This is a genomic window from Rothia dentocariosa ATCC 17931, assembly GCF_000164695.2.
Classification (GTDB): Bacteria; Actinomycetota; Actinomycetes; order Actinomycetales; family Micrococcaceae; genus Rothia; species Rothia dentocariosa.
On sequence record NC_014643.1, the window covers coordinates 1,932,110 to 1,947,477 of the forward strand.

Genomic DNA, 15,368 nt, shown 5'->3' on the forward strand with positions numbered 1-15,368 from the left:
CCCCGTATGCGCTTGACGATTATCGGCTGTACCGGCTCGTTTCCCGGACCAAATTCTCCGGCGAGCTGTTATCTGCTCTCAGCAACCGATTATGCTGGGCACACGTGGCGTGTGCTCATGGATATGGGCAACGGCTCACTAGGTGTACTTCAACGGTACATTGACCTGGCTGAGATTGACGCTATCCTGATATCGCATCTTCACCCTGACCATTGCATTGACCTCTCCGGTTTGCATGTCGCCGTGAAATGGGATCCCCGAGGCTGGCCCAAAGGCAGGATTCCTCTCTACGGGCCTGCTGCCATTAACGAATATCTTTCGGCAACGCACGGGCTTGACCCAGACCCGGGCATGAGTACCGAGTTTGAATATCATACTTGGGACGAAGGACATAAAGTCGAAATCGGTCCTTTCACAGTTGAACCCTTTAGGGTGCTCCACCCCGCTAAAGATCCTTACGCGCTACGTATTACCTGCAATAGCCGGGACGGCAGAACACTTTTTGCTTACTCCGGTGATACCGATACATGCGATGGGCTCATCAAAGCTGCCCGCGGTGCCGATCTTTTCCTATGCGAAGCGGCGTATCAAGAAGGACGTGACGATGCGTTGCGCGGTATTCACCTGACCGGTAAGCGCGCCGGTGAAGCAGCTCAAGAAGCCGGGGTACGCAACCTTTTGTTAACGCACCTGCCCGTGTGGAATGACCCCGATATCGCCCGTACCGAGGCACAAAGTGCATTCGACGGGCCGGTAGGCGTCGCCGAGGTTGCAGCAAGCTATCGCGTGCATCCTAGGCCAGCGCCTACGCATCCGCCAACCTCAACCCTGAACGTTATCGAACTGCTCGATCCGCCCATGTCAAACATATCTCTTCCACCGGAAGAAGAGTAGGAGAACTATGACTTCTGTAGCCCGTGCCGACGGTCGTGCCCTCAACGAACTGCGCCCCATCACTATCACTCGTGGGTGGTCAAACCAAGCCGAAGGGTCTGCGCTGGTAGAGTTTGGCGATACCCGGGTGCTGTGCACCGCATCCTTCACGGAAGGGGTACCACGCTGGCTCAAAGGTGAAGGAAAGGGGTGGGTAACCGCAGAGTACGCCATGCTTCCGCGCGCTACAGGCACCCGGTCTTCGCGTGAATCCGTCAAGGGAAAGATTGGCGGTCGTACACACGAAATTTCCCGTCTTATTGGACGATCCCTACGTGCCGTTATCGATATGAACGCGCTGGGGGAGAACACTATCGTTCTGGATTGCGATGTGCTTCAGGCAGATGGCGGAACACGTACCGCTTCGATCACGGGTGCCTATGTAGCGCTCGCCGATTCTATCGCGTGGGCACAGCGTAATGGTCTGCTTTCACCCAGTGCTAAGCCTTTGAAAGACTCTGTGTCAGCTATTTCCGTGGGTATTATCGACGGTACTCCCATGCTTGATTTGCCCTATACCGAGGATGTGCGCGCTGAAACTGATATGAATGTGGTCGTGACCGGCTCTGGGAAATTTGTGGAGGTTCAGGGTACGGCAGAAGGCGCACCGTTTGACCGTAATGAGCTGAATGCTTTGCTCGACCTTGCTTTAGAAGGCACCGCCGAACTTGCTCGGATACAGCGTGAATCTCTTGAAGAGGGGTAATACTTTTATGGTTAAGGTTGTCTTAGCGAGTCGCAATCAAGGTAAGCTGCGCGAACTTCGCGAAATTTTGCGTAACCGTATTGTTGGGCTGAACGTGGATACCGATGTGGTCGATGCCGCCAGCATCAATGCCCCCGATGTTCCAGAGACCGGGGTAACATTTGCCGAGAATTCATTGCTCAAGGCGCGTGCCGTGGCAGAATCTACAGGGTTTATCGCTATTGCCGATGATTCGGGTCTTTCCGTTGAGGTTCTTCACGGCGCTCCCGGCATTTTTTCGGCGCGCTGGGCGGGGGAGCATGGGGACGATACCGCGAATCTCACCCTGCTTTTAGGGCAACTTCGCGATATTAGCGATGAACATCGTGCCGCTAAATTCTGCTGTGCCGCCTCCCTCGCTGTTCCTTCAGCGCTCGGTGGGTATGAAGCAGTCGAGTACGGCGAGCTTCCTGGAACGCTTTTGCACGCACCGCAGGGGGATGGCGGGTTTGGGTATGATCCTATTATGATGCCGGTGGAGCTTAATGGTGATAACGCGCTTTATGACGGAGCCTATGCAGACCAGTCGTGTGCCCAGATCCCGGCAGAGATCAAAAATTCAATAAGTCACCGAGCTCGTGCCTTTGAAGCATTAGTTCCGCATCTGCAGCAAGCTCTTGAGCATAAATAATCATGCGTCCTATGAGATTCTTTCATAAAGACGCATGATCGGAGTGTTTTAGCACATCAATCGGGTATGTACGACATCTTCTAAAGAAAGAACGTTGCGGTTATCTCTTTCTCAGCTTCGACCGTGAAGATCATATAAAACGATTCTGGTACAAGGCACAATGGTAAGTAATATATACGGCAACAGATATGCTTTGAGGCCCTGATGATTGTTCTCTTTGCTGTAATGATTATTCTGTTGATTCCCGCGCTGTGGGCATACTCTTATATCTGGCGCGGGCTCAATCGGCGTGTTATCGCCGCTGTTAAAGTAGTTGATCCAGTGATAACTCTCGGGCCCTATGCCATGGGATGCTGGGGGCTCTTAACAGCATGGGTGGGCATCAATATCTGGGCGACAGGTACCGCAGCACTGGTTGGAAGCATCGTAACTCTGAGCGGCGCAACTTTATGTTTCCTCTGGGTAGGATTTTGGGTCTTGATGCACTGTTTGGGCGGGCAGACCCCCGGTAAACGGCCCCTTTGGTGGCGCGAAGCAGTTGCCGCAAAATACGCGTGGCGCAATCTGGAAAGGATGCCCGCCTACTTCGGCGCACGCACCAGCATTCTTCCGGTGCAGAAGCCGCGCATCGTCAAACCCTATTCAGGATCATGGACTCGACCAGTGGGAGCAACGCTGGAAGGTTATCTGCCGGATGGAAAATCCCGTGAGGGTTTTGACGAATATGGGCGGCCTATGCCCCGTATGTACCCTGTAGGACCAGAACCAACTATTTTTGAAGTTGCACGCTGGGGTAAATCGGTAAGCGCCGATAGGTTGCTTTACACTTTTCTGCCTACAGCACCCTTTGAACGGTTACGTTTGTCCGGTACTATTCGCGGTCCGTTCACCTTTGCGGGAGAAGTCCCTCATGGGGCCGTCACCAAATGGCCGCGTCGTTCCGGCGCAAACCGCGCTTTTGGGAACTACGCCAAGCTGGGAGACATCACGGAACGTCGGGTAGAGCTCTTGATTGACCACCGTCTTATCGCGGCTTTGCAGACAACCCGTGAATGCTATGAGCGCCGACATAGCTGGATGCTCGCGTTCACCGATATTATGCCCGATGATCTTCTTTATTCCACGACCGACGATGGGTTCTTGCAGATTACCTTCGGTACCGTCGCTGAAGGGTACGAGGAACCTTGGATTTTTACCTCGACGCAGAAAGATACACCACGACTTCGCCGTCAAGTAGCGCGCGCCATGCGTGTGCGTAAGATCCTGAAGCAGACAAGCGCCGAACTGATGGACTGGTATTTTGTGCCTAAGATCAGCGAATTTCCACACGGTCCTGTGACTAACGAACTGCCGGAAGAGTTCTATTTCTCGTCTAATATTATGGTGACAAATAGGCATGAAAGCTCAGCGCGGGCGACCGGCGAAACGCATTAGAAACTTCAAGGGTACGATTTCCTTCGTGAAGAGGAAACCGTACCCTTGGTAATTTACTGGCGGATGTCACACCCTCGGGAATCTCGCCCTAAAGTCGTGACGTCTGGTCGTCCCACAACAAGATGCCCGCAAGCCCTTTGAGTTTTTCTTCGTGGGCACGTCCGTGGTGACCGCAGAAGAACAGTTCGCCCCCGGAAGGCAAGACCGCACGAATATATGCCTGAGAACCACACACATCGCAACGGTCGTGGGAATTTAACGTACGCGAATCAACAGATTCGAGAGTTGCATGAGCGTTCACTGAAAATCTCCCTTACTGAAGTTCTCATAGGTTCCTAGAATTGTCGTAACTCTATCCAACCACATATACCCTCGGTGCCGTACTTTCGCCTCGAACCTTTCGCTCTCAGCGTCTAGGGTGGGCTACACATGAAATCGCTACATCGTTCGTAACGAGGGTAAACACAAGTTACCTACGGTGCACGATAGAATAGACTTACGAAGAAAACCATTTCGAAAGGGAACATCTTGGCTGCATCGAACTATACTGCCCGACACCTCTCGGTTCTCGAAGGTCTTGAAGCGGTGCGTAAGCGCCCGGGCATGTATATTGGTTCGACCGACTCCCGCGGTCTTATGCAGTGCCTTTGGGAGATTATTGATAACTCTGTTGATGAAGCTCTTGCCGGTTACGGACAGTCAATTCAGATCATTCTCTACCGAGACGGTTCTGTTGAAGTACAGGACGACGGTCGCGGTATCCCTACCGATGTTGAGCCTCGAACCGGGCTTTCCGGGCTAGAGGTGGTTTTCACGAAACTCCATGCCGGTGGCAAATTTGGCGGCGGATCGTACACAGCATCGGGCGGTCTGCACGGTGTGGGCGCCTCGGTGGTGAACGCGCTTTCATCGCGACTTGACGTTCAGGTAGATCGCGGGTCAAAAACCTATCAGATGTCCTTTCGACATGGGCTACCGGGCGTGTTCGATTCCGGGCGCACCCCTAAGCCTGAAGACTCTTTTACACCTGCAGATGAGAAACATCCTGCGCTTCAGATCGTAGGGCGCGCCAAGCGTGGTGTAACTGGAACCAGAGTACGGTATTGGGCTGATCCGCAGATTTTTACCCCGGATGCGCGTTTTAGCTACGAGGATTTGGTGGCACGTGCCCGCCAAACTTCATTCCTTATTCCCGGGCTGCGCATTGCTATTCGAGACGAGCGGCGCATCCCCGGAACTCCGGGGGAGTTCGGCCCTTACGAAGAGGTCTTTCAGCATGACGGCGGCATTAGCGAGTTTGTTGAATTCCTGGCCCATGACTCTGCCGTGACCGATATTTGGCGTTTTAGCGGCAGAGGCTCTTTTACGGAAACCGTACCCGTTCTAGGCTCGGATGGGCGCTCTAAGCTCACCGAAGTTGACCGTGAGTGCGAGGTTGATATTGCTCTGCGCTGGGGCATTGGCTACGAGACGACAATCCGCAGCTTCGTCAATATTATTGCCACACCCAAAGGCGGCACCCACTCCACGGGGTTTGAACAAGGACTTCTCAAAACATTCCGCAAGCACCTTGCCGACAACGCTCGAAAGTTTAAGGTTGGCAATGATAAGGTCGAGAAAGACGATGCCCTCGCCGGTCTTACCGCCGTGCTGACGGTGCGTCTTGCGGAGCCTCAATTCGAGGGGCAGACAAAGGAAATTCTGGGAACGCCGGCTGTGCGGCAGATCGTCTCTAAAGTAGTTGGTGATCAGCTCAAGGCTCGGCTGAACTCTACGGCACGCGCCGAGAAAGCGCAGGCTACAGCCCTGTGCGAGAAGGTCGTATCTGAGATGAAAACCCGCATCTCAGCGCGCATTCACAAGGAAACTCAGAGGCGCAAAACCGCCTTGGAGTCTTCCTCAATGCCAACAAAACTTGTAGACTGCCGCTCAACAAACGTAGAGCATTCTGAGCTGTTTATTGTGGAGGGCGATTCCGCACTGGGTACCGCCCGCTTGGCGCGTTCCTCGGCCTATCAGGCGCTTCTACCGATTCGCGGCAAAATTCTGAACACTCAGCGTGCCTCAGTAACAGATATGCTGGCGAACGCCGAATGCGCGGCCCTAATCCAGGTAATTGGTGCCGGTTCTGGGCGTACATTCGAGCTGGAGGCGGCACGCTACAGCAAAGTCATCATGATGACCGATGCCGATGTTGACGGTGCTCATATTCGTACCCTGCTTCTTACTCTCATGTACCGGTACATGCGCCCGCTCATCGAAGACGGTCGTGTATATGCGGCTGTACCACCGCTGCATCGTGTAGAGGTTATTAACCGAGGTAAACCGAACGAGATGGTGTATACCTATTCAGAACGTCAGCTGCATGAACTGCTGGGCCAGCTGCAGGCTGAGGGTAAGGGCTATAAAGAGCCCATTCAGCGCTATAAAGGTTTGGGTGAGATGGATGCCGACCAACTTGCCGAAACTACGATGGATCCCCGGCATCGTATGCTACGCCGCATCCGAATTGAAGATGCGGAGGCAGCTGAGCAGGCTTTCTCGCTCCTGATGGGGGCGGAAGTTGCTCCGCGTAAGGAATTTATTATTGCTGGTGCGCATCAGCTCGATCAGGACAATATTGATATTTAGCTTGCACCTGTGAACAATCTGACGCAGGGGAGTTGAAACCTCTTTCTGACAGATATTTGACGCTGCAAGTATTGGTGATTATACTCACTGTGTCCTTCTTCATAAATCATGCATGACTATAAGAAAAAGGTGTCTCTCCTCATAATTTGGGGGAGCCACCTTAGTACGTGTAAATTGCTGACCCTAGATTTCTTGGAAAGTTTTAGGAAAGGCATCACCAAGGCGTGATGCTTATCTTGAAGTTTCTCCCAATATCTACGGGTCAAAGCGCATAAAAATCAATAATTGTGTTAACTACCTTTATAGATTCGTCAAGCCACGCACACCTGAGTGTAAAACTTGCCTGGTTCATGCCGTTTTTAAAACGCGTTACCTTACCTATGTAAGACATCCTGAGATATGTGCACCTGACTTCCGGAGGTGTGCTACGCTCCCGGGCGTGTCTGCCAACAGTAGACTTTACACATTTTAGAAAAGGATCATGTACATGGATCCCCTTGACATTGGGCGGTGGCAGTTCGGTATCACGACCGTCTACCACTTCTTTATGGTGCCCCTAACCCTCGGCTTGGGTATGGTCGTCACCTTCCTGTACCTGCGCTATATCTTCACGAAAAAAGACGAATACAAACGTATGACGAAGTTCTGGGGAAAGCTCTACCTCATCAACTTCGCAATGGGTGTGGCAACCGGTTTAGTGCAGGAATTCCAGTTTGGTATGGCCTGGAGTGAATACTCGCGTTTTGTGGGTGACGTCTTTGGTGCGCCGCTAGCTATGGAAGGTCTTTTTGCCTTCTTTATCGAATCAACCTTCCTGGGGCTTTGGATCTTTGGGTGGGACAAACTCAAGCCCAAAGTTCACGCCCTATGCCTCTTCATGGCGGTTCTCGGTTCTTGGGTATCCGCATACTTTATTCTGGTGGCAAACTCCTGGATGCAGCATCCGGTAGGCGTTGAAATGGTCGATGGCCGTCCCCGCATGACTGATATTTGGGCTGTTCTCACAAATAACACCGCGCTTCTTACCTTCCCCCACGTGATCTTTGGCGCCATTCAGGTCGCCGGTGGATTCCTGGTCGGTATTTCTTGGTATAAGCTCTGGCGCCGACGCCGTGACGGCATTGACATCATAGAGGATGGCAAGGTTGTAGTTGGAGATGCCGAAGTTGGCGGTCGTGATAAGACCGACTACAAGGTTTGGTTCCGTTCCCTGCGCATCGGCGCGATTGTGGGTCTCATCGGGTTCTCTGGTGTGGCTCTTAGCGGTCACGCTCAAGCTCAGCTCATGATTCATCAGCAGCCCCTTAAAATGGCGGCTGCCGAGGCGGCATGCCATGACGGTACCGGTTTCTCGGTTCTTTCTATATCTTCTCTGGGGTCTCAAGACTGCGATAAGGTGCAGGCAGTGCTTGAGGTTCCCGGTGCACTCTCATTCCTGGCCCACGAAGATTTCACCACCGAGGTCAAGGGCGTGAAAACCCTTATGCCTGAATACGAAGCTAAATACGGTACGCATCTGGCGGATAACCCGCTTTACGGTGATCGCGCTGGGCAGAAGATCAACTATTTGCCCCTTATGGAAGTCACCTACTACGGATTCCGGGGCATGATCACGCTTGGTGGTATTGGTGCACTTTCGTACGTCTACGTACTGTGGGTTACCCGTAAAAAAGGAACTGGTACTGTTCCCGAAGCCAAGTGGCTGAAAACCCTGGCTTTGTGGGGAATTTGGGCTCCCTTCTTTGGCAACGCCCTCGGTTGGATCTTCACCGAAATGGGACGCCAGCCCTTCGTGGTGGCGCCCAACCCTGAGGGTGACCCATCCATCCTCATGTTCACGGCGGCAGCGGTTTCTCCGGGTGTGAGCGGCGAAGAGATACTATTCTCACTCATCGCCCTAGGAACGGTATACGGCATCCTGATGGTGGTCGAAATTTACCTGCTGACTAAATACATTAAGGCCGGCGTGGTAGCCGCTATGCCCGAACTCGTGCGTTCTGAACATGAGCAGGACGGCGAAAAGAGCGGTCACGATAAGCGCGATGTCTTGGAGTTCGCCTATTAGGCGGGTAAGGATTCTCAACGATGACCTTCGACTTTAATATCTTTGCCGGGCAGCCACTGCTGCCAACCATCTGGTTCGTCGCTATCGGTATTTTCTGGATTGGCTACCTTATCCTCGACAGTTTCGATTTGGGTGTGGGCATGCTCATGAGCATCTTCGCCAAAAACGAGAAAGAGCGACGCCTGCTTCTGAACACGATCGGTCCCGTATGGGATGGTAATGAAGTTTGGATCGTTACCGGTGGTGCTGCCACTTTCGCGGCGTTCCCGTTATGGTACGCATCCCTATTCTCAGCCCTATATATTCCACTAACTTTAGCGTTGCTTGCGCTGATCTTCCGCGTGGTTGCTATTGAGTATCGCGGTAAGAAAAACGATGAACGATGGATTCGCGGTTGGACTATCACTCTCTCGCTATCATCATTCTTCATCGCTTTACTGGTAGGTGCGCTTCTTGCGCTGACCTCCATTGGCTTACCAATTAATGCCAACGGTGACCGTGTAGGCGGTGCCTTCGCCTGGGCTTCCTGGCCCGTACTTCTAGGCGGTCTCTCTCTTGTAGGGTTTGCCCTCGTGCAGGGACTTGCTTTTGTTGCCTTGAAAACCGATGGAGATATACGCCACCGTGCACGCACCGCCCTGGTGCGTTGGCTTCCGCTTCTGCTTTTGCCTATCGTGCTCTGGGTACTGTACATGCAGGTTACAACCGGTAACGGTATTTCCTGGCTATGCACTATTCTTGCCGTATTTGCAGTGCTCTTCGCGTGGATAAGCGCCCGAAGCTCACGCGAAGGCCGTGCCTTCGCAGGTCTGAGCCTCTTCATGGCTTTTGGCGCGCTGGCGATTTTCACCGCTCTTTTCCCCAACGTACTACCTTCAACCTTGGACGCGGCTCATTCGCTCACCATTGCAAACGCTTCAAGCTCGGAGTACACACTCGGAGTCATGAGCGTTGTGAGCGGATTAGGACTGCCCGTTATTATCGTGTACCAAATCTGGACATACTGGGTGTTCCGCAAGCGTTTGCGCGTTGAAAACATCCCCGATGCCCACGATGCTAGCGAGCTGGTGACGCACCCGAACAGGGCGGCATAGCCAAGAACGTACCCGGTAATCGGGAGGGTACAGAAGTATTTCCGGTGCTTTCAGCAATATGTGAAGGCGCCGGAAATACTTTAAAACCGAAGGCAGACAAGCCCGCCACCAGTGTCTAAACTAGGAAACACACCGGAGAAAATATCCACACTCACTTTAGCGGTAGGGAAGGAACGAGACGTGAGCCCACGCGCCAATAAAACACAGCGCAACAACGATAAACGTCCTCCGCTAGGACCAGACGCCCGTAAAAACCTAGGGATTTTCGGGCTTATCACCGGGATACACACACTGGCAACCGTGATCTTTAGCGCGGCGCTCGCATCCCTCATTGCCCGGGCAGCCCACGCCGGATTTACTGCGCTCGCCGCCGAGCACGAGCATCTAAAGGCCGCCAGCGATCCAGAAACCTATCGCGCTCTCATCGAATTCTCGGGTAACTCACAAGCGAAACTCGACAGTACCAATGGATGGCTTCTAGGACTAGGCAATCTTCTTGGCACCGGAAACGCCATAACGTGGGGGCTAATCGTTACGGCGCTGATAGCGCTTGCTGTACGTGCAGGCGCCGATTACGCGCTGTCCGTAAGTGCTCAGCGTGCAGCCGTAGGAGCCAAAGCAAGTATCCGCCAAAAACTTGTGCATCGTGTCTTAGCCACAGGAGGGGCAGACACCCCTGAAGGTACAGGTGCAACCGCCGTTCTGCTGGCGCGGGGACTGAACGCGCTCGATGATTATTACACTAAAACCCTGACCGCCTTTGTCTCGGTCGCCGTAGTGCCCGTTCTACTATGGCTTATTGTGCTCTCACTGGATATCACAAGTGCCCTCGTTCTAGCGTGCACCCTGCCGCTTATTCCCATCTTCATGATACTTATCGGTAAAACCACACGTGAAGATACCGCCGCTGCTCAAGCCGAGCTGCACCGTCTATCAGACCATATTCTTGAACTCATCCGTGGGCTGCCCGTGCTGATTGGGCTGGGGCGTGAACGTGCACAAACTCGTGCCCTCAGGAAGCTGGGTGAACAATACCGCGAACGTACCATGCAGACGCTTCGCAGCGCATTTATGTCTTCGCTCGCTTTAGAACTTATCACGACCATCTCGGTGGCGCTGATCGCCGTGCTCATTGGCGTGCGTTTGGTACAGGGCACACTCGGACTCGATACCGCAATCCTTGTACTCCTGCTGGCTCCTGAATGTTACCAGCCTTTGCGTGATGTAGGTGCAGCCTACCACCAATCTGAAGACGGCATAGCCGCACTCCGGTCTGCACGTACAGTCCTTGATACTCCCGTACCAGAAGCCTCTGCGGATGCTTCCTGCGAAAAGGTATCGACGGCTCCCGAAACACCCGAGCACCTTGTGATTGAGAACCTCTCGGTCACATACCCCGGACGTACACAGATCTTAAACTCAGTAAACCTGAACATTCCACGTACTTCGAAGCGCCCAAGCGCGGCAGGAAAACAGCGCGGAGCGTTAGTAGGCATTCTGGGACCATCAGGATGTGGTAAATCAACGCTCCTCGGAGTACTTTCCGGGAGCGTCCGCGACGGATTGGTACCAACCGGAGCATCCGAACCGATTAAGGTAACCGGACGCATTATAGGTACCGGCAGCCCCCTGAGTATTCCGCAGAATCCTATTTTCGCCGCTCCCACAGTCCTGCACGAGATGGCGCTCTATGCCTTCAGCGCCGATCGCAGCGAAGAGGACTATGCGGCTAAACTTCTCACGGGGGAAACACAGATATGCCCCTCAGATCGTGAACGCCTAGAGAACTATTTGTGGAATCTCGGGCTCGAAAACCTGAGCGAGCTCAGCCCCGAATCGCTCAGCGCGGGTCAAGCGCGCAGGTTGGCGTGCGCCCGCATCTTAGCTCGCATTGATGCCCTCCACCGTGCAGCCGATCACCATCAAAATCTCCAGATTACCGTTCTAGTAGATGAACCTACCGCCCACCTGGACGCACACGCCGCCCACCTTGTAACTCAGTCTCTGGACGCACTCGCAGAACGCGGAGTAACCGTTCTAATCGTGACCCATGAAACGGAACTTACCGAGTACTGCGATAGTGTGGTGCAGGCATCGGCGGTAGTCGAGGGAGCGCATGCGAAACCATCGCATGAGCAAGCGTATCGGTGGAGCATCGTCCAGAATGAGACACCCAAGATTATCCCCGCTGCAGCCCCGCATAAGCAGGACTCAGCCGATACCTTTGCTGAGCATAGCCCAACGTTACACAACGCTCCTGAAAAGATGGTTCGAGAAAACACAGGACATGCTGTCGGAGTCGTGAAAACCCTCAAAACACTGCGGAATCTTACGGGACTAGGTATATTACAGGGACTGCCGCCGGTCATTCTTGCCGCCCTCACCTCCCTTGCCGCAATTTCTCTGACCGCGCTCTCAGGATGGCTTATCGTACGCGCAGCCGAAGGTCCAGCCATGATGTTCCTTATGGTAGCTATCGTGGGCGTGCGCTTCTTTGGGCTAGGGCGTGCCTGTGCTCGATATGCCGAGCGTTTGCTCACCCACGCTAAAGTCTTGACCGCAGCGAATAATCTGCGTGTGCGCGCCTGGACCGGGGCCTATCTTAATGTTGGCAGCGTGCGGGCCCTGCTTCGCGGAGACGCCCTGCTGGAAAGGCTTATTGGCGGCATAGATGAGCTGCGCGACAGGATTCCGCGTGTTCTCATTCCACCTGCCGCACATGTGCTTGTGATGTTAACAGCACTAATAACCACCATTGTTGTGCTACCTCAGGCTATTGTGCCCGTAGCGCTCGCAGCTTTGATAACAACAATTCTCGTGCCATGGGCTGTTACGCGCGCGGACGCTCACGCTGAGGAAACCACACGTGAAAGTACAGCTGAGCTTTTGCGTTTAGGCGCGGGTGTACTGAGTGCCGCAGAAGATATTCGCGCTAACGGGGTTGCGCCGAGCATCGAGATTGCTACAACACGTTTGAATGACCGCAATGTTGCCGCATTGACTCGCACCTCGTATGCCCAAGGTCTTGGTAGGGCGCTTGTGACCCTGAGCTGGTTCGGAGCAGCACTGTGGTGCGCAATTATCGCGTATCCGTTAGCGGTATCGGGAACGGTAGGTGCTCCGGAATCTGCCGCCGTAGTTCTTATGTGTACGGCAATGATAGAAAGTTCCGTGCAGCATATAGAAGCAGTGCGTTCGTGGCCTTCTTTTGCCACTCTGTTGGCGCAGATTGCTCCCGGTATTGCGGATGAAAATAGTATTTCAGACCTTGAGGACGATACACAGGATACATCTCATGCTGGGCGTGTTCGCGCCCCTCAGGGGCAGGAACCTGCTCTTGAACTTGTCGATGCTGCCGCTCGGTGGCCGAGCATGGACAAGCCCGTTTTTGAGCATCTTAACGCTACGGCGCATACCGGAAAGTGGACGGGAATTACCGGTCCCTCAGGTTCGGGCAAGAGCACCGTGCTGGCGACTCTTTTGGGCTTCCTGCCGTTGGAAGCTGGCGAAATTCGCTCCTACGGGAAAGCACTGGGGAACGATCAGCTCCGCGGGTATGCGGCATGGTGCCCACAGGCTGCGCATATTTTTGAATCTACTCTTGAAGGCAATTTACTCTTGGCGCGCGATCATGCTGATCGCCCGAGCGAAGAACAAATGATAGGGGCCCTGCAACGTGTAGGTTTGGGGGAGTGGTACAGCACCTTGCCGGAAGGTCTGCACACTCGTGTTGGTGCTGGTGGCGGGTTCCTTTCGGGAGGTCAACGGCAGCGTCTTGCGGTGGCTCGTGCTCTGCTCGTGGAATCTCCGGTGCTTCTGCTGGATGAGCCTACCGCGCATTTAGATTCTGAATCAGCTGCGGCGCTTATGACTGATCTGGACACTGCAACTCGCACCAGCGGAATGGCAACTGTTTTGGTCTCGCACCGCCCCGAAGATATTGCCCGCTGCGATGCGGTTGTTACATTGGAATAGGTCTATACATGACGTTGTGAGGGGTTCAAGAAATGTTAGAACCCGTTTTAGACGTCTTGAGAAGCGTAAGCTTTTGGAAGGATGAAGCCTACGCTCTATGTACGTCAAGCTAGTTAGATTGCTTTTACCATAATCAGACAGGGAGTATCTTCGCCCCACAGGTCTGTCTCTTCAAGAGGCAAAAACCCTACAGCTTTATAGAAATTTCGGGTGCGTTGGTACGGTTCGTTGAAAAAAGATTCTCCAAGCGTCTTTACCTGTATCAGCCTGATACCACGGTTACGTGCCTCTTCTTCGAATGCATTTATTAGGGAAGTACCAATTCCGTATCTGTGAAAGGCAGCATCTACTGCCAGCAAATGAATTTCTGCCTCAACCGGGTAGTGCTGGACGATAAGCATGATACCCACAATTTCGTGGGTTTCTGGATGAGTTACCGTCCACGTTTCCAGTCGTTCAGCATCATGTATGTATTCTGCATTGGACTCTTCACGTCCAAACCATTCAGGCAGGGTCTTGAGGATACGTGCCACCGCTTGAGGGTTATGAGCGGTTTGAGTTGCAGGGAGCCAGGGGATAGTCATGACTGTTTCCTTAAGAATTATGTTTTATGGGTGCTAAAGATAGCCGTGTTCACACTACGGGGTGTGACACGAATACATGGAACGGAATCGTCATAAGACAATAACTAAACAGTCATAAGACGAGCATACCTGATGAATATGAGGAATGAAACTTTCAGATGCTAGGCTGAGCTTGTACGTATTTCCACGTCAGAGAGCGAGGGCATCATGATTGACGAAACAATGAAAACACTTACCGAAGAATTAATTTCACGCGGTACCAGCTACGATATTGATTTTCTGAAGCGAGTGTATGCCGATAACCTAAAATTTGTGCGGATTCTACCGGATAATACCGTGCAGATTCTCTCGAAACAGGACAATATCGATTTCTTTCAAGCCCTCAAAGACAGCGGCGCCGCACCCCTGAACACAGCGCACACCATACTTTTTGCCGATTCTGACGGTGAAGCTGGAACTATTGTGCTCAAACGCAGGATGAGTCAGGGCTCGCAGGAGCAGGATTTTCTATTCACTATCACCTGGAAAAAGCGCAGCGAAAACTGGCAGATTGTTCAAGAAATTGTGGCGGTACTGAGCGAGTAAACAGTGTGCGCCTTAAAAGCAGGTTGCGGTGATAATACCTCACCGCAACCGTTGTTGAACTATTAGGAATCTTCGTCGTTCAGATACGACTGAGCCACCTCATAGAGCTCAGGAAAATCTGGGGAAACACGTTTCCAAGCCTCAAAAGCCTGGTCATTGTGCCCCATCTGCTGGTACAAAACGCCTAAATTCAGCTGTGCTCGTGCATACTGATCGGGAACACTGGCAGGTATTTTCTGATAGGTACTTAGAGCCGTGGTCAGGTTACCATGCAGGTGCAGGAGCACGGCGCTATTGAACTGTGCCATGGAATAGTGCAGAACATCTATTTTAGGAACTTTGCTGTATGCCGCTAAAGCAGACTCATCCTGCTCTAAAGCCTCGTGCACAGATCCGATATTGTACTGTGCTACGGCATAGGGCTGAGTCTCACTTTTGGGAACCTTCTGCCATGCCTTAATGGCCTGCTCATGCTGGCCTTGACCGTCGTAGACAATGCCTATATTTACATGCGCGATGGCGTATTGATCGGGAACACTTTCAGGTACTTTCTCCCATGCTTCACATGCCTGATCGAGCAGACCCTGTTCGTAGTATTGTGCGCCAAGATCTACCTGTTCCTGGGCGTAGCGTTGCATCTCTGCATGAGGCTGATCGACCATGATTTCCTTTCCTGCACCAGGTGTTGATA

At 53.0% G+C, this 15,368-nt stretch carries 12 protein-coding genes; 9 read left to right on the forward strand and 3 right to left on the reverse strand.

Annotated features, from left to right (window positions below; all coding sequences use genetic code 11):
• The first annotated feature begins 6 nt into the window (after nt 1-6).
• From HMPREF0733_RS08305 to HMPREF0733_RS08320, 4 genes are all read left to right on the forward strand, one after another.
• Nucleotides 7-894 carry an MBL fold metallo-hydrolase gene (locus HMPREF0733_RS08305; RefSeq protein ID WP_013398902.1) on the forward strand — a complete coding sequence of 296 codons (888 nt, stop codon included), beginning with the start codon at nt 7-9 and terminating at the stop codon, nt 892-894.
• A 7-nt stretch (nt 895-901) separates the two neighbouring features.
• The gene (rph, locus tag HMPREF0733_RS08310; RefSeq protein WP_013398903.1) at nt 902-1,639 is read left to right on the forward strand and encodes a ribonuclease PH; all 738 of its coding nucleotides are present in this window, start codon (nt 902-904) and stop codon (nt 1,637-1,639) included.
• A gap of 7 nt (nt 1,640-1,646) precedes the next feature.
• The gene (locus HMPREF0733_RS08315) at nt 1,647-2,309 is read left to right on the forward strand and encodes a non-canonical purine NTP pyrophosphatase (protein ID WP_013398904.1); all 663 of its coding nucleotides are present in this window, start codon (nt 1,647-1,649) and stop codon (nt 2,307-2,309) included.
• Between the two features lie 204 nt (nt 2,310-2,513).
• Nucleotides 2,514-3,743, forward strand: a complete 1,230-nt coding sequence (locus HMPREF0733_RS08320; protein ID WP_013398905.1) for a hypothetical protein — start codon at nt 2,514-2,516, stop codon at nt 3,741-3,743.
• Between the two features lie 88 nt (nt 3,744-3,831).
• Here HMPREF0733_RS08320 and HMPREF0733_RS08325 read toward each other — a convergent pair whose 3' ends face one another.
• A complete protein-coding gene (locus HMPREF0733_RS08325; RefSeq protein WP_013398906.1) occupies nt 3,832-4,044 on the reverse strand; it encodes a DUF7455 domain-containing protein in 213 nt (70 codons plus the stop codon).
• A gap of 227 nt (nt 4,045-4,271) precedes the next feature.
• Between HMPREF0733_RS08325 and HMPREF0733_RS08330 the strand changes: the two genes are divergently transcribed.
• The 4 genes from HMPREF0733_RS08330 to cydC all read left to right on the forward strand — a co-directional run bounded on the left by HMPREF0733_RS08330 (nt 4,272) and on the right by cydC (nt 13,508).
• Nucleotides 4,272-6,374, forward strand: a complete 2,103-nt coding sequence (locus HMPREF0733_RS08330) for a DNA gyrase/topoisomerase IV subunit B (RefSeq protein ID WP_013398907.1) — start codon at nt 4,272-4,274, stop codon at nt 6,372-6,374.
• A 487-nt stretch (nt 6,375-6,861) separates the two neighbouring features.
• Nucleotides 6,862-8,439 carry a cytochrome ubiquinol oxidase subunit I gene (locus HMPREF0733_RS08335; RefSeq protein ID WP_041322060.1) on the forward strand — a complete coding sequence of 526 codons (1,578 nt, stop codon included), beginning with the start codon at nt 6,862-6,864 and terminating at the stop codon, nt 8,437-8,439.
• A 20-nt stretch (nt 8,440-8,459) separates the two neighbouring features.
• Nucleotides 8,460-9,533, forward strand: a complete 1,074-nt coding sequence (cydB, locus tag HMPREF0733_RS08340; protein ID WP_013398911.1) for a cytochrome d ubiquinol oxidase subunit II — start codon at nt 8,460-8,462, stop codon at nt 9,531-9,533.
• 180 nt (nt 9,534-9,713) lie between these two features.
• Nucleotides 9,714-13,508: a thiol reductant ABC exporter subunit CydC gene (cydC, locus tag HMPREF0733_RS08345; RefSeq protein ID WP_244864696.1), complete on the forward strand. Its 3,795-nt coding sequence runs from the start codon at nt 9,714-9,716 to the stop codon at nt 13,506-13,508.
• 113 nt (nt 13,509-13,621) lie between these two features.
• Here cydC and HMPREF0733_RS08350 read toward each other — a convergent pair whose 3' ends face one another.
• Nucleotides 13,622-14,092 carry a GNAT family N-acetyltransferase gene (locus tag HMPREF0733_RS08350; protein WP_013398913.1) on the reverse strand — a complete coding sequence of 157 codons (471 nt, stop codon included), beginning with the start codon at nt 14,090-14,092 and terminating at the stop codon, nt 13,622-13,624.
• Nucleotides 14,093-14,299: 207 nt separating this feature from the next.
• Between HMPREF0733_RS08350 and HMPREF0733_RS08355 the strand changes: the two genes are divergently transcribed.
• Nucleotides 14,300-14,677: a nuclear transport factor 2 family protein gene (locus HMPREF0733_RS08355; RefSeq protein ID WP_013398914.1), complete on the forward strand. Its 378-nt coding sequence runs from the start codon at nt 14,300-14,302 to the stop codon at nt 14,675-14,677.
• 62 nt (nt 14,678-14,739) lie between these two features.
• On the opposite strand, the gene HMPREF0733_RS08360 is transcribed toward HMPREF0733_RS08355, so the two are convergent.
• Nucleotides 14,740-15,339: a tetratricopeptide repeat protein gene (locus HMPREF0733_RS08360; protein WP_013398915.1), complete on the reverse strand. Its 600-nt coding sequence runs from the start codon at nt 15,337-15,339 to the stop codon at nt 14,740-14,742.
• Between the last annotated feature and the right edge of the window lie 29 nt (nt 15,340-15,368).